The following is a 20,916-nucleotide window of genomic DNA, read 5'->3' as shown; positions in this document are numbered from 1 at the left end:
CCGAGACATCGGGGCGGCTTTTTTTATCCCTGGTAATGATCCATGCCATATTTCTTCCAGAAGAAGGCTCGGGCGTTGACAAGGAAGGCTGTACTCCAGCCGAACAGGATAATGCCACTCACGGCCTGAAGGGACGACGTCAGGTTCCATTTTTCGCTAAGCACAATGTCGCCATAGCCAAGTGTGGTATATGTGACAGTGGAGAAATAGATGGCCTCGCTCAACCCGTTGAGCTCGCCACTGAAAAAATAGAAGAATCCCCAGAGCCAAGCCTCAATGGTATGGGCCGCAAATAGGCCAATGACCACAACAATCATGATGACGATATGCCCATATACCGGCATACGCCGGTCCCATTTCGGGCCAATATTTTTCAGGCGACGGAGTAACAGCTCCAGACAGATCGCGTGATTGACCACACATAAGATTATGAGAGCCGTCCCGATAACAAGCTGGATGAACATATGGCTTTCTCCCGTAGCAGTTTATTGTTTGGAATTCATTTTTCCAATCTCGATATACTCATACATGTGTTCCGCCCGTCTTTCTGTCGTCGTGGGTCGAGAACGGCGCGTCACTCCTCCGGGAGGTTGCGAAGCTCCGCGATCACGCTTCTGGCGAACTCATTGATCCGGAGTTCCGGGAAATCTGCCATTGTATCTATCAGGGCAGTGACGTCCTTTTCCAGGATGCCGATGGTGTTGACGAGGGAATAGCCTTCCTTTGCCCAGCTGATTTTATCGAGATTATCCCCGAACCATGTTGCGCCGGAACTGCTACTGGCGACTTCCAGCAGGCGGTTCCGGGGAAAGTCGAGCGCATCGGCGGCTTTCAATATTTCCCGCACGGCAACAACGGAACTTGCCGCCAGCATGTTGTTGAGCACCTTGCACATCATTCCTTGTCCCAGGGTGCCGAGGTGGTTGATCTCGCTTCCCATGGCCTTGAAGGCGGGCATCAACCGTGCAATGACATCCTTGTCGCCGCCCAGCATAAAAGTCAGGGTGCCATCGATGGCGCTAAAGGGCGCACCGGACATCGGCGCATCTATCAGCGTTGTTTCCTGCGGGAGGGACTTGCGAAGGCGGAAGACCATCTTCGGTGACAGGGTCGAGCTGACAACGAATATTTCGGGATATGCGGCGCCTGTAAAGAGGCCTTTATTCCCAAAACAGAGTTCCTTTGTCTGGGTCCAGTCACGAACAACCGAGAAGATGATCGGGCAGGTCGCGGCGAGTGTAGATGCATCCTCCAGCATGTGATCGGAAAAATCTCCAAATGCTGACTTGGGTCGGACATCATAGCCAAAAACATCATAGCCCGATTTATGCAGGTTTTTGGCCATCGGCAGGCCCATTATACCGCAGCCCGCCACGCCGATTGTGGGTAGTGTCGCCATTGCATGCCCCCAACAGTTTTCAAAATTATACCCCCATCCGAAAGGAACGTCACCACATTCTAATATATAAGCTTGTGAATAAACCCCCATATTGGACCCTTTGAATCATGCTAATTGGCCCTTTTTTTCAAACCAGTTCCAGATCATGATACATGTACCAAATACCGTGATTTTTGCGATGAGGATGAAACCATGTCTGTTGAACTCGCCAGTGTATGCCCGCTTGACTGTCCTGATACCTGTAGCTTCACCGTGTCGGTAGAGGAGGGCAAGGTCGCGAAGGTGCGTGGCTCCAAGGCCAATCCGCTGACCAATGGCGTCGTCTGCAACAAGGTCGCGCGCTACTATCCGGAATTTGTCCATGGCAAGAACCGGCTGACCTACCCGATGAAGCGTGTCGGCCCTAAAGGCGGGGAGGACTTTGAGAGGATTTCGTGGGAAGAGGCGTTCGACACGATTTATGAACGCTTTACCGCTATTATTCAGGAGCATGGGCCACAGGCGATTGTTCCCTATAACTATGCCGGGCCACATGGCTTGCTGGCGATGGGGTCCATGGATTTGCGCTTTTTCTATCGTCTGGGGGCGTCAATCCTGTTCCGGCGCGCCATGTGCGGCGGCGTCAAGTCGGAGGCGTTCAAGGGCACCTTTGGCCTTGCCGGGGCCATGCAGCCCGAGCAATGCGCAAAATCGAAGCTGATTGTCGTATGGGGAAACAACGTAACCTACTGCAACCTGCATCTGGCACCGATTATCAAGAAGGCAAAGGCAGAGGGCGCGAAGCTTGTCGTGATCGATCCAAAACGGATTAAGATCGCGGAGCAGGCGGATATGTATCTTCCAGTTCGGCCGGGCATGGACCTGATCCTCGCCTGGGCTATCGCGGTGGAACTTGAACGCATTGGCGGATTTGACCAGGCCTTTATCGACCAGCATGTCGAGGGTGCAGAGGAGTTTATGACCGAGGCCCTCAAATACAGCATTGAGCAATCGGCGGAACTTTGCGGGGTGTCTGAAGAGGATATCCGCGCCTTTGCCAAGCTTTATAAGGAGACGGCCCCCGCCGCGATCTCCGTCGGCAACGGGATCGAGCGGAACCGCAATGGCGGCAACGGTATCCGAGCAATTTTCGCGCTACCGGCGCTTGCCGGGAAATTTGGCGTGGCCGGTGGCGGTATCGTTGGTGGGGCAGGCAACCTGTTCCCGAAAACAATCGACAAGCTGCAGCGGCCGGACCTGATCCCGGAGGGGACCCGCACCCTCAATATCATCGATATCGGGCGACATCTGGCAGAGGATGATCTCGATATCCCGCTGAAGGGCGTGTTTATCTACAACCACAATCCGGTGGTCGTCTCTCCGGACCAGAATCTCACGAAGAAGGGCCTCTCGCGGGAGGATGTTTTCACGGTTGGCTGCGATGTCGCCATGACCGACAGCATGAAATATTGCGATATCATCCTGCCGGCCGCGACCCATTTCGAGCATGATGATATCTTCTGCGCCTATGGCCAGCCTTATCTGCAACGGGCGGAACCGGTGATTGCTCCGGTCGGGGAATCGCTCCCCAATACGGAGATTTTCCGCCGTCTAGCCGCCCGCTTCGGCTTTAACGAGGAGATATTCAAGGCGACGGACAAGGAACTCATTGACGATGCCATTGACAACAATGATCCGCGCCTCAAAGGCTATCGCCCAAGCGAAATTCCGGTTGGGACCGCCCTCTCCATGGAGCGGAACGGGGAAGACACGATCCTGTTCAAGAACGCCCTGCCGGCAACGCCCAGCGGCAGGATTGAGCTGAAATCAGGTTATCTCCGCGACACCTTCGGGGAGGAGATTCCGACCTATCACCCGGTGGAGGATAGTTTTCCGCTCTCTCTCGTCACGCCATCATCTAATAAGATGATTACCTCGACCTTTGGCGGTGTGAAGGCAAATGACGATGTGCCGGAATTGGAAATACATCCGGAGGATGCCGCGGCACGCGGGCTTAAAGATGGCATGCAGGTCAAAGTCTATAACAGGTTAGGCGAAGTTTACCTGCCACTAAAAATCAGTGATAATGTCCGCCCCGGTGTGCTCTATTCTCCTAAAGGATCCTGGTTCAAGACAACGACGAATAACCAGACGGTTTCGGCGCTTGCCCCGACATTCAAGGCGGACCTCTCCGAAGGTGCCTGCTTTAATGACTGCCGGGTCGAGGTTGTGGCCGCTTGACTTCATTGGGAGGAAACATGAGTGACAAGAGTGAAAAGAACCTTCGGGCAAAAGGAGGCTGCCTTTGCGGCGGGATTCGTTTCGAGATTTACCAGTCGTTACGGCCTGTCGACGTGTGTCATTGCAAGCAATGTCGTCAGACGGCGGGTTACCTTAATGGCTTTACCGTCTGTCTGCCGGAGAATCTCGTTTTCACCCGCGATGAAACGCTGACTTGGTATGAGAGCTCGGAGGAAGCGAAGCGCGGATTTTGTAATAAATGTGGCTCCAGTATTTTCTGGACCTATAAATCCGGTGGAAACATGGGTATTTCCCCAGCTTCTCTGGATGAGCCAACCGGTCTCAAGACGGCGATGCATGTTTTTACGGAGTTCGCGGGCGATTATTATGAGATTACCGATGACCTGCCCCGGCGTTCCGGGGCGCGCCTTCCTGAGGATGCAGTAGAGCCGGGTTGAAATATCTCTGGTCATTTGGCCCCGTTTTCCGTTAAGAAACAGACAGTTCAACGGATGGGGGATAAATGGTTCAGGACACTCAAATTTTTCTGACGGAGCTATTCGAGGTGGCTGTTGCCGCCGCGGATCCGCGCGAGACCCTTGTCCGGCATCTGCCTCCCGTGCCGAAGGGCCGCGCGGTCGTTATCGGGGCGGGCAAGGCCGCGGCCTCCATGGCGAAAGCGGTGGAAGACAATTGGCCGGGCCCGCTTGAGGGCCTCGTCATCACCCGCTATGAGCATGGCCTGCCGCTTGAAAGAATAAAGGTGGTGGAGGCGGGGCATCCGGTCCCCGATGCGGAAGGGGCGCGGGCCGCCGATGATATCCTCGGCCTGCTTGAGGGTTTGACAGAAGATGATCTCGTGCTCTGCCTTATTTCCGGTGGCGGCTCGTCACTTCTCGCAAAACCCGGTGAGGGCATCACGCTGGAGGAAAAGAAAGCCGTCACCAAGGCGCTTCTGGCTTCCGGTGCGAATATTACCGAGATGAACACCCTGCGCAAGCATCTCTCCGCCATCAAGGGCGGTCGGCTGGCCGTTGCGGCCTATCCGGCCAAGGTCGTTACCCTGATGATTTCCGATGTACCGGGCGATGATCCGGCGGTGATTGCCTCGGGCCCGACAGTGCCGGACATGACAACATCGGCAGATGCGCGCGCTGTCCTTGAAAAATACGGGATCGATATTCCGTCGTCCATAGACACCTTTCTCAACAGCTCTGCCTCAGAAACGCCGGAACCGGATCATCCGGCATTTGCAAAGGCGCAATCGATCATGATTGCCACGCCGCAGGAGTCGTTGCAGGCCGCCGCCGCCCTTGCTGCGTCAAAAGGCATCACGCCGGTCATCCTCGGCGACAGTATCGAGGGGGAGGCGCGGGATGTTGCCGCCGTTATGGCCGCCATTGCCCGGCAGGTCAAATTTCATGACCAGCCAGCCGCCAAACCCTGTGTGCTGATTTCGGGTGGGGAGACCACGGTTACGGTCAAAAGTGAAGAGGGTGCGACAGGGCGGGGCGGGCGAAACGCGGAGTTCCTGCTTGCTCTCGCAGATCATCTCGACGGGCTGGCAGGGGTTTATGCTCTGGCCTGTGATACGGACGGCATCGACGGAACCGAGGATAATGCCGGGGCGATTATCACGCCGGATACTCTGGAACGAGCAAGTAAAGCAGGACTAAGCGCGAAGGAATACCTCGCCCGGCATGACAGCTACAGCCTGTTTGACGGGCTGGGTGACCTCATCAAGACGGGGCCGACAAGGACTAATGTGAATGACTTCCGGGCGATCCTGGTCTTGTAGCTAAATCTGCTTGCCCATCAGCACGACGAGGAGCGCACGGGCTTCCTCTGCGCCGGTGTTGGCAATCTCATGCGGTTGATCGGCGGCATAACGTGCTGTCTCGCCGGCATAGACCCGTTCCGTCTCAATACCCGCCTTAACAGTAAGTTCTCCGCTGAAGACCGTCAGATGCTCTGTTGTCCGGGCGGTGTGGGGATTTGACGTCATTTTGCCGCCCGGCTTGATCGCCACTTCATACCATTCCATATCGTTAACAAGGCTGGCTGGTCCGAGAACCTTCAGGCTGTAATGACCCTTCGCGTCATTGAGGACGGGGATCGAGGCACCATTTACGACGGTCAGGCTATGGGTCGGGTCATCGCCGCGCACAATATCGTCAATGGTTACGCCCAGTGCCTCGGCGAGCCGCCAGACAGTTGCAAGGGTGGGGTTGGTCTCGTTACGCTCGATCTGAGACAGCATGGACTTCGACACACCGCAGACTGCCGCGAGCTGGTCGAGAGTGAGATGTTTCTCTTTGCGCAGGCGGTTAACAGTGGCACCGACGGCAGGAGGATTATTTAATGGTTCTGACATTTTTCCAATTGACAGGATTTAAATCCGATATATTTTACTAAATACAGTATAACGGATTTTTATCCAATTGCTAGAAAAATAGGTGTCCCATGTTCACAATAGCCAAAACCGAAGCCGCCCGCGGAATCTGGTCCGCGTTTAAGGAGCCCCTGACTGCACCGGCGCGCGGTATGGTCATGGTGGACGTGATTGCCGCAGGAATCTGTGGCACCGACTATCATATCTATAGCTGGGATAGCTGGTCGGCCGGGCGGATCAAGACGCCGATGACCATCGGTCATGAATTCGTCGGGCGGATCAGCGCAATTGGCGAGGGCGTCACGGGTTACGAGATTGGTGACCGGGTATCCGCCGAATGCCATATTTCCTGCGGGGAATGTCATTACTGCCGCACGGGCAATGCCCATATCTGCGAGAAAACGAGCATTCTTGGTGTGGATCGCCCCGGTGCCTTCGCGGAGCAAGTGGAAGTGCCGGCAAGTAATCTCTGGCGCGTGCCGGAGGCCATTCCTGATAAACACGCGGCTGTTTTTGATCCGGTGGGGAACGCCATGCATATGGTCTCGACCGCCAAGGTAACGGCGAAAAATGTCCTTGTCGTCGGAGGGGGCGCTATTGGCCTGTTTGCGGCGGCGATTGCCAAGGCCCATGGTGCGCGCACCGTTGCTTTGCAGGAACCGAACCAGGCCCGCGCGGCCATTGCCAGAAGCCTCGATCTTGATCTTGTCGTCAACCCGCGCGATCCAGATTGCGCTGCGCAAATTCTCAACCTCACCGACGGTCACGGGCCGGAAGTGGTTCTCGAGGTGAGCGGAAATGCGGTCGCCCTGAATGCCGCACTTGATATTGCCGCACCGGGCGCGACATTTGCGCTTCTGGGTATCCCGAGTGGGCCGGTTGAGCTTGACCTCGGCGCGAAGGTGGTGATGAAGGGGGTCAGCCTGCTCGGCATCACCGGACGCCGGATGTATGAAACCTGGTATCAGGTCGAGGCATTCATGCTTAAAAATCCTGACCTGATGGAGAAGGTAATCACCCATGTGCTGCCGGCGACGGATTTTCAGCACGGGTTTGAGTTGATGGACGAAGGCGCCTGCGGCAAGATCGTCCTGGATTTCCAGCAGATTGACCAGAGGTTGCCGATATGAGCAATGCATTACTATTACGGTTGACGGAAGACCTGTTCGCCGCCGACAAGGCCGGAACCTACAAGCGCCTGAAAACCATTGAAGGCCCGATCGGCGACCGGATCCAGCTCGCGGGGAAGGGGGAGGTGACACTTCTTTCCTCCAACGATTATCTCGGGTTTGCGAACCATCCAGAGATAGTCGAGGCGGCGCGCGCGGCCCTCCTCAAATATGGGGCGAGCACGGCGTCCGTTCGTTTTATTTGCGGCACGCAGGATGTTCATGAGGCCTTGGAGGCCGATCTGGCGCGTTTTCACGGGACCGAGGCGGCGCTGACCTATTCTTCCTGTTGGGCGGCGAATACGGGGCTGTTTAATGCCATTTGCGGGGCGGGCGATGTTGTCCTCTCCGATGAGCTTAATCACGCGAGCCTGATTGACGGTATTCGTGCGACCGCAAAGGATGTCGTACGTGGTGTCTATAAGCATAGTGATATGGCCGACCTGGAAGCGAAGCTTAAACAACATGCCGACGCGCCCTCGCGGATGATTGTCACCGATGGGGTTTTCTCGATGGAGGGGGATATCGCCCCGCTCGATCAGATCGTCGCCTTGGCCGAAAAATACGATGCGCTGATTGTGCTGGATGACTCCCATGGTCTCGGCGTCATGGGCAAGACGGGTCATGGCACGGCGGAACATTTTGGGGTGATGGATAAGATCGATATCTTTACCGGAACCCTCGGCAAGGCGCTCGGCGCAGGCACCGGGGGGTTCGTCGCGGGTCCAAAGGCGGTCACTGAGACATTGATCCAGAAATCCCGCCCGCATCTCTTTTCGAACGCACTGCCCGCAAGCGTCGCCGCGGCGGGGAGCAAGTCGCTGGAGCTTTTGGAGGCTCATCCCGAGCGGGTGCAGTCCTTGCAGGAAAAGGCGGCAAAATTCCGGGTACTGCTGAAAGAGCTGGACCTCGATCCGCTGGAAGGCGACAGTGCGGTTGTGCCCGTTATCGTCGGTGAGACGGCCACGGCCATCCGCCTCGCGGGTGAGCTTTTGGATAAGGGCATCTTTGTCACCGGGTTTGGCTTTCCAGTGGTGCCGGAGGGGGAGGCGCGACTGCGCTTTCAGGTCTCCTACGCCCATACAGAAGCGGAGCTGGAGGAGGCCGGGCGTGCGCTCGCCACCCTACTGTTGGCTTCTGCCAAATAATTCCAATGGCGAGGTTGTCTTAGTCAGTGTCGCCCTTTAAACAGGGAAGCGGATTGGAGCCCCTTATACTCGGCTCCTTGAAACGTTAGGGGACTGATACAGGCTGATGACGGAACAACAGGCATTTGATTATGTGATTATCGGCGCAGGCTCCGCCGGGTCGGTGCTCGCCAATCGCCTCAGTGAAAACCCCGAAATCTCCGTCCTTCTGCTGGAAGCGGGCGGCGCCGGCCCCTGGTGGGACTGGCGCATTCATATGCCTTCGGCCCTCAGCTATCCGATGCATTCCCCCTCGCTCGCCTGGCAATATTACACCGAACCGCAGGAACATCTGAATGGGCGGAAAATCTACTGGCCGCGGGGCAAGGTGCTTGGCGGTTCCTCGGCCATCAACGGCATGTGCTATGTGCGCGGTAACGCGCTCGACTATGACGGCTGGGCCGCTGACCCGGGTCTCAAGGAATGGTCCTATGCCTATTGCCTGCCGTATTTCAGGAAAGCCGAGACCTATGACCGGGGAGAGGATCAGTACCGCGGTGGCAACGGGCCGCTTCATGTTTCCGTCGGGCCGTGCGAAAATCCCCTATACCACGCCTGGTTAGAAGCCGGGCAGCAGGCGGGCTATCCCTTCACCGATGATATGAACGGCTTTCAGCAGGAAGGCGTCGGCCGCATGGACATGACCGTGCATCAGGGCACGCGATGGAGCACCGCGCTTGCCTATCTCCAGCCAGCAATGGACCGGCAAAACCTGACGATCCTGACCGGCGCCAATACCCGCCGCATCCTGTTCGAGAAAACCTGTGCGACCGGCGTTGAATATCAGCGCGGTGGAATCCTGCATCAGGTGACGGCGGTGCGGGAAGTGATCTCGGCGACGGGGTCCATCAATTCACCGCACCTGCTGATGATTTCCGGCATTGGCCCGGCGGATGACCTTAAAAAACACGACCTGCCGATCGTTGCAGACCTTCCTGGTGTCGGGCAGAATTTGCAGGATCATCTGGAGCTTTATGTGCAGCAGGAATGCACGCAACCGATCACCCTCTACAAGGTGATGTCGCCGATTGCGAAACTGAAGGTCGGGCTGGAATGGATGTTGCTTAAAAAGGGCCTTGGCGCGACCAACCATTTTGAGGCGGGCGGCTTTATCCGAAGCGAGGCAGGGGTCGAGCACCCGAACCTGCAATATCACTTCCTGCCCATGGCTGTGCGCTATGATGGCGGCAACCCGACCGATCGGCACGGCTATCAGGCGCATGTCGGACCCATGCGCTCGACCAGCCGGGGATATATGTCACTCAGGAGTGGGAATATCGATGATGCGCCGATCCTTCAGCCAAATTACTGCGAAACGGAACAGGATCGCCGGGAACTACGCGATGGCGTCAAGCTGACGCGAGAGATTTTCGCGCAGGCCGGCTTCGATCCCTATCGCGGCAAGGAGCTTGCGCCGGGGCCAGAGGTCAAGACGGACGACGAAATCGACGCCTTTGTGCGCGAGACGGTGGAAACTGCCTATCACCCGAGCTGCACCTGCAAGATGGGGAGTGATGACATGGCCGTTGTCGATGGGGAGGGCAAAGTTCATGGCATTGATAATTTACGGGTTGTGGACAGTTCCATCATGCCGCAGATCACCAGCGGAAACCTGAACGCGCCAACCATCATGATCGCGGAGAAAATTGCCGACCGGATCAAGGCCGTAAAACCCCTGCCACCGAGTGATGCACCCGTCTATCATGCCGCAGACTGGCAGAGCAACCAACGCTGAGACATTGAACAGAAATCTTACTTAAGGAAGATTGATGAGCAGACCGAAAAAACTACCGCTTTATATTGACGGAAGACCACAGAAGGCAATTTCCGGCAAGAGTTTTGGCAATTTTAATCCAGCGACGGGCGCAAAGCTTTCGGAAGTCGAGCAGGCAGGCCGTCGCGATGTCGAGAAGGCCGTGCAGGCCGCGCGAAAAGGGTTCCAGGAATGGTCCGCCCTGCCCGGAATCGAGCGGGGGCGTGTCCTAAAGAAAGCCGCGAGTATCCTCCGCGAACGGCGCATGGAACTGGCCGAGATTGAGGTTAGGGATGCCGGTAAGCCAATTGCGGAAACGCCAGAGGCGGATATTGATAGCGGCGCGGATGCCTTTGAATTCTTTGGCGGGATCGCTGCCGATATTAAGGGATCGCATCATGATCTGGGATCAGACGCCTTTGCTTACACGCGCCGTGAGCCGCTCGGTATCTGTGCCGGGATTGGCGCGTGGAACTACCCGATGCAGATTGCCTGCTGGAAGACAGCGCCCGCGCTTGCCGCCGGAAATGCGATGATCTTCAAGCCATCCGAGCAGACACCGACCAATGCGGTCAAGCTCGCCGAAATCCTGACCGAGGCAGGGCTGCCAAAAGGTGTTTTCAATGTCCTGCACGGCAGGGGAGAGACCGGGCAATTTATTGCGACCCATCCGGATATCGACAAAATCTCTTTTACCGGTTCGGTGCCGACGGGTCGCAAGGTGCTGGCCGATGCGGCGGCGTCGGTCAAGCATGTCACCATGGAACTCGGCGGGAAGTCGCCGCTGATCGTGTTTGAGGATAGCCAGATCCATAATGCCGTCTCGGCCGCGATGAACGCGAATTTCTATACGCAGGGTGAAATCTGCTCCAACGGGACGCGGGTCTATGTGCATGAGGATATTCATGACGCCTTTGTCGCGATCCTGAAGAGTCGAGCCGAGGCGATGGTCATCGGCGATCCGATGGATCAGGGCACCCATGTTGGTCCACTGATCAATGCGGATCATTTCGAGAAAGTGATGGAATATGTCCGCCTCGGGATTGAGGAGGGAGCACATCTGGTCAGCGGCGGTGAGAAGATCGCTGTCGAGGGATGTGAGAAAGGGAGCTTCATGTCACCCGCCATCTTTACCGCCTGTCAGGATGATATGCGCATCTGCCGGGAGGAGATTTTTGGCCCTGTCATGTCGATCATGAGCTTTCGCGATGAAGAGGAAGTGGTCAACCGCGCCAATGATACGGAATTCGGCCTCGCCGCCGGGGTTTTTACGCAAAATCTCGCTCGCGCACATCGGGTGGTGGGGAAGCTGCGCGCCGGTACCTGCTGGATCAATAATTATAACCTGACGCCCGTCGGCGTTCCCTTTGGCGGCTATAAACAATCGGGCATTGGACGGGAGAATGCGGCTGTCGCGCTTGATCATTTCACACAGCTTAAATCCGTCTATGTGGAGCTTGGCGACGTCGAATGCGGGTATTGACATAGCTGCCATACCATTTCAACTCATTGACAGCATTCCATTTTCGCGCAAAATTCGGGGCCCCTTACTTTAGTTGAGTATCCTCCCATGGAAGCCTGGATCCCCATTACCATTTTTGCGGCCTTCTTTCAGAATGTCCGGACCGCGTTGCAAAAATCCCTGAAAGGGCGTCTCAGTACGGGTGGGGCGACCTATGTGCGCTTTCTTTACGGGGCCCCATTTGCGCTTCTCTATATTCTGGCCATTGACCATTTCACAGAATTGCCCGTTCCGACACCGAATGGGGAATTCGCGTTATTTATTAGCATAGGGGGGCTTACGCAGATCCTTGCAACCGGATTGCTGGTCGCGCTCTTTAGCCTGAAAAACTTCGCCGTCGGTACGACATACTCTAAAACAGAAACCGTACAGGCCGCGATTTTCGGGATTGTGATCCTCGGCGAGCATGTGGGAATGGGCGCGAGCCTTGCCATTGCCGTCAGCTTTATCGGCATTCTGCTGATCTCCATGTCCTCTAGCGCCTTTACCTTCCACGATTTTTTCTCTGGATGGACGAGCAAGGCAGCCGGATTTGGGTTACTCTCCGGTGCATTTTTCGGCATTTCTGCTGTTTGCTATCGTGCAGCGGCGCTATCGCTCGGCGGGGAGGGAGCGATGATGCCGGCTGCTTTTACACTGGTCTGTGTGCTCTTTTTCCAGACCCTTGTGATGACAGTCTATCTGCCAATCCGGGAACCGGGACAACTGATGACAGTTGTCCGGAACTGGCGGGTGGCAATTTGGGTTGGCCTTACCGGTATGCTGGGCTCGGTAGGTTGGTTCACGGCCATGACCCTGCAAAATGCCGCTTATGTCCGCGCTCTAGGCCAGGTCGAACTGGTTTTTACCTTTATCGCGTCCTATTTCTTTTTCAAGGAAAGAACCAACCGGATTGAGGCTGCAGGTATTTTATTGATCGTTTTCGGTATCCTGCTTTTGTTGTTAGACTGACCGTCATAAAAGCTTCACTTTTTTGTCAAATATGCCTGTTTACGCCTTTCGTTCTACAATTTCATCGGTTAAGCTGCCAAAATATGTTGAAATCAAACAATTGAGAGGTGGCCATTGGGAACGACTTATTCTGCCCGTGAAATGATTGAAAAACTCGTTTCTTTCGACACGGTGTCACGCAATTCCAATCTGAACCTGATTGATTTCGTTTCCGACTACCTGGAGGGTCACGGCATAACAGCCACCCGGGTTTTCAATGAAGATAAAAGCAAGGCTAATCTCTACGCGACTGTTGGCCCCGTAAAAGAAGGCGGCGTTGTCCTTTCCGGTCATACGGATGTGGTTCCGGTGGAAGGACAGCCTTGGGATACTGATCCTTTCACCGTTGTCGAGAAAGACGGCCGGCTTTATGGGCGCGGCACGTCAGACATGAAAAGCTTTTCCGCAATTGCGTTGTCGAAGGTGCCGGAGATGCTTGAGAAGGGTTTGTCCGTCCCGATCCATTTCGCGCTCTCCTATGATGAGGAAATCGGCTGCGTCGGTGCGCCGGACATGATTGACGAGATTGCCGCCAACCTGCCGGCGCCGCGTGCGGTTATCGTTGGAGAGCCGACGATGATGGACATTGTCTCGGCGCATAAGGGCATTCTCACACTGAAAACGACGGTAACAGGGCGGGAAGCGCATTCTAGTCTTGTTGAAGATGGCGTCAGCGCCGTGATGGTCGGGGCTGACCTGATCCACTTTATTTCCGGAATGATGGCGGAGAACAAGGCTCGCAGTTCTGCCGACAGTCCTTTTTCACCGCCCTACAGCACATTGACCTGCGGTGTGGTTCATGGCGGGACCGCGGGTAATATTATCGCCCGCGAATGCAGCTTCCTTTGGGATATTCGGTATATTCCAGAGGATGACCCGATGAATTCTGTGAACCGTTTTAACGCTTATTGTGAGACGGAAGTCCTGCCCGAATTGCGCAAGATAGCGCCGGAGTCCAGCATCGTCACCGAGATATCATCGACTGTTCCGGCACTCAGGCCTGAGGATAATGGTGAGGCGGAAATGCTGTGCCGGGCCATCACCGGCAAGAATACGGCAAATGCCGTTTCTTATGCCGCCGAAGCGGGGCAGTTCCAGCAGGCAGGTTTTTCAACCGTTATTTGTGGTCCCGGCTCTATTGGTGTCGCGCACCAACCCAATGAATATATCGATATCAGTCAGGTCAAGGCTGCAGAGGATTTCATATCGAAACTCATTGATCGGCTTGTTATATGACGAATTTCAAATGCAATGGACAGGGGTTGCGCTATTCGCTAATCTCAGTGTCAGCATCCGTGGCGAAAAGGATCGCATACACGGTGAAAACGCTCTGTATGAGCGGCTATTAAAGACTAGGTAGCAAAATTAGGGAGTTATCATGAAACTAAGGACAGGACTATTTGCTGCAGTTGCGGCTGTCGCCCTCGCGGCGACGTCACCGGTGCAGGCAAAAACCTTTAAATTTGCGTTTCAGGGAGATTTAAGCTCTCTTGATCCGCATTCACTGAATGAATCCTTCTTGCTGGGCACGCTCGGCAATGTTTATGAAGGACTCGCGCTTTATGATCCAAATATGCAAATCGTTCCGGGTCTTGCTGAATCCTGGAAGATTCTGACCCCGACGACTTGGGAATTCAAGTTGCGCAAGGGCGTTAAATTCCATGGAGGACAGGATTTCACAGCGGATGACGTGATTTTCTCCTGGGAGCGGGCCGGTCGCGATGGGTCGGACCAGAAAGTCCGCAACAGCATGATCAAGAGCATCACCAAGGTGGATGATCACACGATTGTCATGGAAACGCCAGCACCGAACCCGATTTTGGTTCAGGATCTGCCGTACCTGTTCATTATGGACAAGGAATGGTCGGAAGAGCATGGCACAACCTCCTCGACAAGTGCGGCCGGTGATAATGCCGGCAACTATGCCAACCTGCATGCCAACGGCACGGGCCCCTTCAAGATCAAAAGTCATGAAGCAGACATAAAATCGGTCCTGGTGCGGAACGAGAATTACTGGAAAGACATTCCGACAAATGTCAGCGAAGTTATCTTCACCCCGATTAAGGAAGCTCCGACACGTGTTGCTGCCCTGATCTCCGGTGAGCTCGATATGGTATATCCGGTACCGGTGCAGGACTGGGAACGTCTGGATAATGCTAAAGGTGTAAAGGCCCTGACAGGCCCGGAAGCACGGACAATCTTCATCGGCTTCGACCAGGGCCGCGATGAGCTGCTTTACTCCAACATCAAGGGCAAGAACCCGTTCAAGGACCAGCGTGTCCGGGCTGCATTTGTTCATGCCATCAATCTTGATGCCATCAAGGAAAAAATCATGCGCGGCGCGGCAACGCCGACCGGTCTGTTGGCGGCACCGCAAGTCAACGGATTTGTTGAATCTTTGAATTCTCCATATGCGTATGATCCGGAAAAGTCCAAGGCATTGCTCGCCGAAGCCGGATATCCTGATGGGTTCGAAGTGACACTTGATTGCCCAAACAACCGGTATGTCAATGATGAGAAGATTTGTCAGGCCGTGACGTCAATGCTGGCGAAAGTTGGTGTAAAGGTCGATCTCCTGGCCCAGCCGAAATCGAAATATTTCGGTAAGGTTCTCGCGACCAGCGGTTATGACACCAGTTTTTATCTTCTTGGCTGGACTCCGGGTTCCATGGACGCGGAAAATGTTCTTTCCTCTCTGATCGTCTGCCAGAATGCAGACGCCAAGAAAGGCATGTTCAATCTTGGTAATTACTGTAACCCGAAGGTGGATGAACTCACCGCGGCGATCGGTAGTGAAACCGACCAGGCAAAACGCAATGCAATGATTGCGGAAGCCTTCAAGATTGTTAAGGATGACGTTGGTTATATGCCCATTCACCAGCAGCCTCTTTCCTGGGGTGTGAGTGACCGGGTTACGGTTAATCAGCGTGCTGATAATGGTCTCGATTATCGCTATGTCGTGATCAACGAATAAAACGGTTTACGGGGGTCCCTCATATCAATTATAGGGGACCCCCATTTTTCTTTTAGACCTTTAACCGCGATATAATATGATTTCATTTATTTTTAAGCGGCTCGTACAATCAGTCATCGTTATGTTGACCGTCGCGTTGATCGCTTTTTCCATGTTTCGATTTATTGGGGATCCCATCAATAATATGGTGGGGCAGGATACCAGTCAGGCGGACCGTGCGGCCCTTACCGAACAATTGGGGTTAAATGATCCCTTTCTTGTACAGTTTGGTCGTTTCGCGCTGAATGCGGCCGAGGGGAATTTCGGTATTTCCTATAAATATCGGCAACCCGTCAGCAGTCTTATCCTGGAACGGCTATCCGCCACATTAGAGCTTTCGCTTGTCGCAGCCATTCTCACGCTAGTTGTCGGTATTCCCTTGGGGGTCTACACGGCGCTTAAGGGAAAGGGGCTGCTTTCAAAGGGGATAATGACGTTATCCCTTATTGGCGTGTCCCTGCCGACCTTCCTTATTGGTATTCTTCTGATTTTGTTTTTCGGGGTGATGTTACGGTGGTTGCCGACCTTCGGGCGCGGTGACGTGGTGGCCCTGGGCTGGTGGACAACAGGCTTTTTGACACTTTCCGGTATCAAGTCTCTTATTCTTCCGTCAATTACGCTGGCGCTCTTTCAGATGACCCTTATCATGCGCCTCGTACGGGCTGAAATGCTGGAAGTGTTGCGCACCGATTTCATCAAGTTTGCGCGGGCTCGCGGCCTGCCTGACCGGTCAGTGCATTTCAAGCATGCGCTGAAAAACACGCTTGTGCCGGTGATCACCATTACCGGGTTGCAACTCGGCGCGCTGATCGCTTTTGCGATTATTACCGAAAGTGTCTTTCAATGGCCAGGTATGGGCCTGTTATTTATTCAGGCGATTTCGGATGTGGATATACCGATTATGGCGGCCTATCTGGTTCTGATCGCGTTTTTCTTTGTTGTAATCAATATGATAGTAGATATTCTTTATTATGCAGTCGATCCGCGTTTGCGGGCAGATAGTTCGGTGTAGGGGATGGCGATGGAACAGGTAACACCCGCCACGAAGACCCGGCTTCAGCGATTTTTTGGCAGCGATGTCTGGTACAGCTTTATGCGAAGCCCAGTTGCCATTATATCCGCAATTGTAACCATTGGTATGATCCTGGCCGCTATATTTGCGCCCTGGATCGCGCCCAACAATCCCTTCGATCTCGCGTCTATCAGTATTATGGACGGGAACTTGCCACCAGCTTGGGAGTCAGCCGGAGATAGCCGGTTCCTGCTCGGCACCGATGACCAGGGCAGGGGTGTTTTGTCGACCATTCTCTATGGTGCCCGTATTTCACTGATCGTTGGCTTTTTCTCGGTGATCTTCTCAATGGTAGTTGGCATCGCTCTTGGCCTGATAAGTGGGTATGCGGGCGGCCGCACAGATGCTCTCATCATGCGGATCGCGGATATCCAGCTGTCCTTTCCGGCAATCCTGATCGCCCTCCTCGTCGACGGTGTGGCGCGCGGGGTTTTGCCGTCGGAACTGCATACGGATATTTCCATTTATGTGTTGATTTTCGCCATCGGTATTTCCGGCTGGGTGCAATACGCGCGGACGGTGCGCGGTTCGACGCTGGTGGAGAAAAACAAGGAATATGTGCAGGCCGCCCGCGTTATCGGTATTCGGCCCCTGACGATCCTGCGCCGCCATATCCTTCCCAACGTGATGGGGCCGGTAATGGTGATTGCGACCATTCATCTTGCCATCGCGATTATTACTGAGGCGACGCTCTCCTTCCTTGGGGTGGGTGTTCCGCCGACGACGCCATCGCTTGGCACATTGATCCGGATCGGTAATGAATATCTCTTTTCTGGCGATTGGTGGATCACGATATTCCCAGGCATCACTCTTGTGGTGCTGGTGCTTGCTGTAAACCTGTTGGGCGACTGGATGCGCGACGCCCTTAATCCAAAGTTGCGCTAGGACGGTATCATGGACTTACTCAATATCAATAATCTGCGTATCGAGTTTCCGAGCCGTCATGGCACGGTTGTCGCCGTTGATGATGTCAGCCTGTCCGTGCAGCCGGGCGAGGTTCTGGGCGTCGTCGGGGAATCCGGCGCAGGCAAGTCAACCATTGGCAATGCGGTGATTGGTCTGCTGGAACCGCCGGGAGAGATGACGGCGGGACATGTGCTCCTGAAATCGGAGCAGATCGATACCCTGAACCCGGAAGCCAAGCGGAAAATTCGTGGCCGTCGCATCGGCATGATTTTCCAGGACCCGCTTACCTCTCTTGATCCGTTGCAAACGATTGAGCAGCAGCTTGTGGAGACCATTGATCTTCATCTCAAGCTTGGCGAGAAGAAGTCGCAGGAACGGGCCGTTGATCTCCTTCGGCAGGTTGGTATTCCGGATCCGGAGAACCGGATCAAGAACTATCCGCACCAGTTTTCCGGCGGTATGCGCCAGCGGGTTGTCATCGCGCTTGCGCTCTGTGCAGAGCCGGAAGTAATCATCGCCGATGAGCCGACGACCGCTCTAGATGTGTCGATACAGGCACAGATTCTTGAGCTTATGCGCCGCCTCTGCAAGGACAAGCAGGTTGGCATGATCATCATTACCCATGATATGGGCGTGATTGCGGACATTACGGATCGCGTTGCGGTGATGTATCGCGGCAAGGTGGTGGAAGAGGGAACAACAGCGAAAATTCTTGGCGATCCTGATCATCCCTACACACAAAGCCTGATCAGTGCGGTCCCGCGCCCGGATATCCGCCTAAGGCGGTTTCCCATGGTGAATTACATCGAGGCAGAGGGTGAGCGGTCGCGGAATATCGACCTTTCCACCCACTGGCTTGGGCGCCACCGGGATTTCGAGGCGGTGGATGGACCGCTTCTCAGCCTGAAAGACCTGGTAATGACTTTCGTTACCAAGCCAGCCTTTTTCAAACGTAATAGAAGTACCTTCAACGCGGTGGATGGTGTCTCTTTTGATATCAACGAGGGCGAGGTTTTCGGTCTTGTGGGCGAGAGCGGAAGCGGAAAATCAACGGTCGCACGGATGGTGTGCAGCCTTTATAAGCCGGCGGCCGGAGAGGTGAATTTCTCTGGCACCGATCTCACCAAAATCAGGTCTGAGAATGAACGGGACTTTTTCCGCCGTCAGATGCAGATGATTTTTCAGGATCCGTTCTCCTCTCTCAATGGGCGGATGCGGGTAATGGACATCATCGCGGAACCGATCCGCTTTCACCAACTCGCGTCCTCTAATCAGGAGGTGGAGCAAATCGTCAACGACCTCCTAGATCATGTCGGTCTTGGGGCGCAGGCGTCCGTCCGGTTTCCGCATGAATTTTCCGGCGGTCAGCGCCAGCGTATCTCTATCGCCCGGGCGCTTGCAACACGGCCACGGTTCCTGATCTGTGATGAGCCAACATCGGCGCTTGATGTCTCCATTCAGGCACAAATCCTCAACCTTCTCAAGGATTTGCAGGAAGAATTAGGTCTAACCATGCTGTTTATCAGCCATGACCTGCCTGTCATTCGCCAGATGTGTGACAGGGTCGGGGTGATGAAGCAGGGGAAGCTCTTAGAAGTCTCCGCGACCGAGGATCTTTTTGAGAAACCGACAGCGGCCTACACGCGCGAACTCCTGGACCTGATGCCCCGCCTAGATAAGCTGTCGCATGAAGGACTGGAAGTTGAGGGAGCCTAACGCGTTGTTTCAGGCAATGATCACAGATCGATTGTCATGAAAACGCTGTTCGGATCCAACACATATCCGGCGAAGGGCGGGCATACCGAGAAACCAAACTGTTTATATAGCAGGCGCGCCGGTTCAAAGCCGGGTTGTGATCCCGTCTCAAGGAAGAGTTGCTGATATCCCCTCTCGCGCGCCGTTGTCATCACGTAGCGCAGGAGGGCGGCAGCAATCCCTTTTCCCCGGTGCGCGGCAGCGGTATGCATGGATTTTATTTCGCCGGCAGTGTTATTCAGTTCCTTCAATGCACCACAACCGACCAGTTCACCCGCCATTTCCGCCCGCCAAAAGGTGATATCTGGTCCACGCAGTCCTTCGAGGTCGAGGGCGTGCACACTTTCCGGAGGGGAGAGGGAGCGCATCAGCGTCAAATGAGCGTCGAGAAGCGCGATGATTTCATTTGAGCGAACATCATCGCGCGTAATGAAAAGTGCCGGCATCAGTTCTCTTTTTCCAGCCCATTCAAGGCCATTTTGACAACAGAAGTGCCGCGTTCCCAGATCATGTTTTTCCAGTCATCCGCATCACAATAAAAGGCGTCGCGGACCTGCTTCTTGATCGACTTGCCCTGCTCAGAATCCAGATCACCCTTGAGATATAGCCAGTTATCAGCCCGAAGGGCGTTCAATACTTCCAGTACCGGGATGGTCCCATACTCGATAGCAACGCAGGTATGACTGGCGTTCGGAGCACTTTCGCAGACCCCGCTGTCAATTGTGCCCCGAACAATGGCCGAGCTTGATGTGCCGGCTTCAGGAGAGGTGACGTCGTCGCCATACCAGTTAAGGGCGCGCGGCAACCCTGCGGGATTACCCACATAGATGAGCTCCCCATGGCCGTAAGGGCCAAGGCCGGTATGAAAATCGAGAAGCGCAAGATGGCGCGCGTTACCCGCATGTTTTTTCACCACGGCGCGGAGTGTCTTGTTGGTCCAGGATGGTTCAAAGCCGCCGAAAAAGAGGCCATCCGCGTGAATATGCTGCCCGCCTGTAACGGCGGCCTGATAGGTCGCGATGCCCTTCTTTTCGATATACTCCTGAATGGCGGCATCCGCAGCAGCGCGGGCCGGGCCGTCCCAATCATCGGGAACGAGATAGGGGTGAACCTCCGCATATTCGGGATTCTCCGGCAGTCCGTCCGCGAAATTCAGGAAGTTGCGGTTGAGGTCGATATTATCCTCATTGACGCGCCGGATATGGGAAAAGCCATAGGGGTTTATGGCATGGATCAGGACCACAGCCGTATCCTCCGGCAATTCCTTGAACATTTCGGTCTTCAACATCCCGGCCTGTACACCGGACCCGCAGAAACCCTCTCCGCCATGGGTCGCGGAGGAAATGATCAGGACCTTGGAGGCATCTTCGGGGCCAATCCTCGCGACATCCATATAGAGATCTTCACCCTCTGCGCCTTTCGCCCGGTCATTGAGATGATTTTCTACCTGCAAACCGGAATCCATGCAGGATTCCAGAAATCTGGTGCGGGCCTCTGAGTAGGTGGCGGAGAAAAAATCCGGTATATTCATATCGACA

At 54.9% G+C, this 20,916-nt stretch carries 18 protein-coding genes; 13 read left to right on the top strand and 5 right to left on the bottom strand.

Annotated features, from left to right (window positions below; all coding sequences use genetic code 11):
* Positions 1–23: 23 nt before the first annotated feature.
* On the bottom strand, positions 24–464 hold the full coding sequence (locus GQE98_RS14150; RefSeq protein ID WP_161316366.1) for a potassium channel family protein: 441 nt from the start codon (positions 462–464) through the stop codon (positions 24–26).
* A 110-nt stretch (positions 465–574) separates the two neighbouring features.
* Positions 575–1,399 carry an NAD(P)-dependent oxidoreductase gene (locus GQE98_RS14145; RefSeq protein WP_161316365.1) on the bottom strand — a complete coding sequence of 275 codons (825 nt, stop codon included), beginning with the start codon at positions 1,397–1,399 and terminating at the stop codon, positions 575–577.
* A gap of 192 nt (positions 1,400–1,591) precedes the next feature.
* On the opposite strand from GQE98_RS14145, the gene GQE98_RS14140 reads away from it, so the two are divergent.
* The 3 genes from GQE98_RS14140 to GQE98_RS14130 all read left to right on the top strand — a co-directional run bounded on the left by GQE98_RS14140 (position 1,592) and on the right by GQE98_RS14130 (position 5,417).
* Positions 1,592–3,619 (top strand): molybdopterin-containing oxidoreductase family protein, encoded by a 2,028-nt coding sequence (locus GQE98_RS14140; RefSeq protein ID WP_161316364.1) that lies wholly within the window; start codon positions 1,592–1,594, stop codon positions 3,617–3,619.
* 17 nt (positions 3,620–3,636) lie between these two features.
* The gene (locus GQE98_RS14135) at positions 3,637–4,077 is read left to right on the top strand and encodes a GFA family protein (RefSeq protein WP_161316363.1); all 441 of its coding nucleotides are present in this window, start codon (positions 3,637–3,639) and stop codon (positions 4,075–4,077) included.
* 65 nt (positions 4,078–4,142) lie between these two features.
* Positions 4,143–5,417 (top strand): glycerate kinase type-2 family protein, encoded by a 1,275-nt coding sequence (locus GQE98_RS14130; RefSeq protein WP_161316362.1) that lies wholly within the window; start codon positions 4,143–4,145, stop codon positions 5,415–5,417.
* On the opposite strand, the gene GQE98_RS14125 is transcribed toward GQE98_RS14130, so the two are convergent.
* Positions 5,418–5,993 carry a helix-turn-helix domain-containing protein gene (locus GQE98_RS14125; RefSeq protein ID WP_161316361.1) on the bottom strand — a complete coding sequence of 192 codons (576 nt, stop codon included), beginning with the start codon at positions 5,991–5,993 and terminating at the stop codon, positions 5,418–5,420.
* A gap of 89 nt (positions 5,994–6,082) precedes the next feature.
* Between GQE98_RS14125 and tdh the strand changes: the two genes are divergently transcribed.
* The 10 genes from tdh to GQE98_RS18315 all read left to right on the top strand — a co-directional run bounded on the left by tdh (position 6,083) and on the right by GQE98_RS18315 (position 19,339).
* On the top strand, positions 6,083–7,141 hold the full coding sequence (tdh, locus tag GQE98_RS14120; protein ID WP_161316360.1) for an L-threonine 3-dehydrogenase: 1,059 nt from the start codon (positions 6,083–6,085) through the stop codon (positions 7,139–7,141).
* Positions 7,138–8,328 carry a glycine C-acetyltransferase gene (locus GQE98_RS14115; protein ID WP_161316359.1) on the top strand — a complete coding sequence of 397 codons (1,191 nt, stop codon included), beginning with the start codon at positions 7,138–7,140 and terminating at the stop codon, positions 8,326–8,328. The genes tdh and GQE98_RS14115 overlap by 4 nt, the downstream gene beginning before the upstream one ends.
* Positions 8,329–8,434: 106 nt before the next feature.
* Positions 8,435–10,102 (top strand): choline dehydrogenase, encoded by a 1,668-nt coding sequence (gene betA / locus GQE98_RS14110; protein WP_161316358.1) that lies wholly within the window; start codon positions 8,435–8,437, stop codon positions 10,100–10,102.
* Between the two features lie 34 nt (positions 10,103–10,136).
* Positions 10,137–11,603: a betaine-aldehyde dehydrogenase gene (betB, locus tag GQE98_RS14105; RefSeq protein ID WP_161316357.1), complete on the top strand. Its 1,467-nt coding sequence runs from the start codon at positions 10,137–10,139 to the stop codon at positions 11,601–11,603.
* An 87-nt stretch (positions 11,604–11,690) separates the two neighbouring features.
* On the top strand, positions 11,691–12,593 hold the full coding sequence (locus GQE98_RS14100) for a DMT family transporter (RefSeq protein WP_161316356.1): 903 nt from the start codon (positions 11,691–11,693) through the stop codon (positions 12,591–12,593).
* A gap of 114 nt (positions 12,594–12,707) precedes the next feature.
* Positions 12,708–13,868, top strand: a complete 1,161-nt coding sequence (gene argE, locus GQE98_RS14095; protein WP_202526321.1) for an acetylornithine deacetylase — start codon at positions 12,708–12,710, stop codon at positions 13,866–13,868.
* Between the two features lie 142 nt (positions 13,869–14,010).
* Positions 14,011–15,606, top strand: coding sequence for an ABC transporter substrate-binding protein (locus GQE98_RS14090; protein WP_161316355.1), 1,596 nt, complete (start codon positions 14,011–14,013; stop codon positions 15,604–15,606).
* Between the two features lie 76 nt (positions 15,607–15,682).
* Positions 15,683–16,657 (top strand): ABC transporter permease, encoded by a 975-nt coding sequence (locus GQE98_RS14085; RefSeq protein ID WP_161316354.1) that lies wholly within the window; start codon positions 15,683–15,685, stop codon positions 16,655–16,657.
* Positions 16,658–16,666: 9 nt separating this feature from the next.
* Positions 16,667–17,602 (top strand): ABC transporter permease, encoded by a 936-nt coding sequence (locus GQE98_RS14080; RefSeq protein WP_161316353.1) that lies wholly within the window; start codon positions 16,667–16,669, stop codon positions 17,600–17,602.
* 9 nt (positions 17,603–17,611) lie between these two features.
* Positions 17,612–19,339, top strand: a complete 1,728-nt coding sequence (locus GQE98_RS18315; protein WP_161316352.1) for a dipeptide ABC transporter ATP-binding protein — start codon at positions 17,612–17,614, stop codon at positions 19,337–19,339.
* Positions 19,340–19,359: 20 nt separating this feature from the next.
* Here the strand turns inward: GQE98_RS18315 and GQE98_RS14070 are convergent, their stop codons facing one another.
* Positions 19,360–19,824: a GNAT family N-acetyltransferase gene (locus GQE98_RS14070; RefSeq protein WP_161316351.1), complete on the bottom strand. Its 465-nt coding sequence runs from the start codon at positions 19,822–19,824 to the stop codon at positions 19,360–19,362.
* Positions 19,824–20,909, bottom strand: coding sequence for a M14 family metallopeptidase (locus GQE98_RS14065; RefSeq protein ID WP_161316350.1), 1,086 nt, complete (start codon positions 20,907–20,909; stop codon positions 19,824–19,826). Before GQE98_RS14065 ends, GQE98_RS14070 begins: the two co-directional genes overlap by 1 nt.
* Between the last annotated feature and the right edge of the window lie 7 nt (positions 20,910–20,916).

The organism is Sneathiella litorea, from assembly GCF_009882915.1.
Lineage (GTDB): Bacteria > Pseudomonadota > Alphaproteobacteria > Sneathiellales > Sneathiellaceae > Sneathiella > Sneathiella litorea.
This window is presented reverse-complemented; position numbering and strand designations above follow the sequence as displayed.

Coding starts and splice junctions, on each gene's coding strand:
- GQE98_RS14150 (WP_161316366.1), bottom strand. CDS start 464: ATGTTCATCCAGCTTGTTATCGGGACGGCTCTCATAATCTTATGTGTG.
- GQE98_RS14145 (WP_161316365.1), bottom strand. CDS start 1,399: ATGGCGACACTACCCACAATCGGCGTGGCGGGCTGCGGTATAATGGGC.
- GQE98_RS14140 (WP_161316364.1), top strand. CDS start 1,592: ATGTCTGTTGAACTCGCCAGTGTATGCCCGCTTGACTGTCCTGATACC.
- GQE98_RS14135 (WP_161316363.1), top strand. CDS start 3,637: ATGAGTGACAAGAGTGAAAAGAACCTTCGGGCAAAAGGAGGCTGCCTT.
- GQE98_RS14130 (WP_161316362.1), top strand. CDS start 4,143: ATGGTTCAGGACACTCAAATTTTTCTGACGGAGCTATTCGAGGTGGCT.
- GQE98_RS14125 (WP_161316361.1), bottom strand. CDS start 5,993: ATGTCAGAACCATTAAATAATCCTCCTGCCGTCGGTGCCACTGTTAAC.
- tdh (WP_161316360.1), top strand. CDS start 6,083: ATGTTCACAATAGCCAAAACCGAAGCCGCCCGCGGAATCTGGTCCGCG.
- GQE98_RS14115 (WP_161316359.1), top strand. CDS start 7,138: ATGAGCAATGCATTACTATTACGGTTGACGGAAGACCTGTTCGCCGCC.
- betA (WP_161316358.1), top strand. CDS start 8,435: ATGACGGAACAACAGGCATTTGATTATGTGATTATCGGCGCAGGCTCC.
- betB (WP_161316357.1), top strand. CDS start 10,137: ATGAGCAGACCGAAAAAACTACCGCTTTATATTGACGGAAGACCACAG.
- GQE98_RS14100 (WP_161316356.1), top strand. CDS start 11,691: ATGGAAGCCTGGATCCCCATTACCATTTTTGCGGCCTTCTTTCAGAAT.
- GQE98_RS14090 (WP_161316355.1), top strand. CDS start 14,011: ATGAAACTAAGGACAGGACTATTTGCTGCAGTTGCGGCTGTCGCCCTC.
- GQE98_RS14085 (WP_161316354.1), top strand. CDS start 15,683: ATGATTTCATTTATTTTTAAGCGGCTCGTACAATCAGTCATCGTTATG.
- GQE98_RS14080 (WP_161316353.1), top strand. CDS start 16,667: ATGGAACAGGTAACACCCGCCACGAAGACCCGGCTTCAGCGATTTTTT.
- GQE98_RS18315 (WP_161316352.1), top strand. CDS start 17,612: ATGGACTTACTCAATATCAATAATCTGCGTATCGAGTTTCCGAGCCGT.
- GQE98_RS14070 (WP_161316351.1), bottom strand. CDS start 19,824: ATGCCGGCACTTTTCATTACGCGCGATGATGTTCGCTCAAATGAAATC.
- GQE98_RS14065 (WP_161316350.1), bottom strand. CDS start 20,909: ATGAATATACCGGATTTTTTCTCCGCCACCTACTCAGAGGCCCGCACC.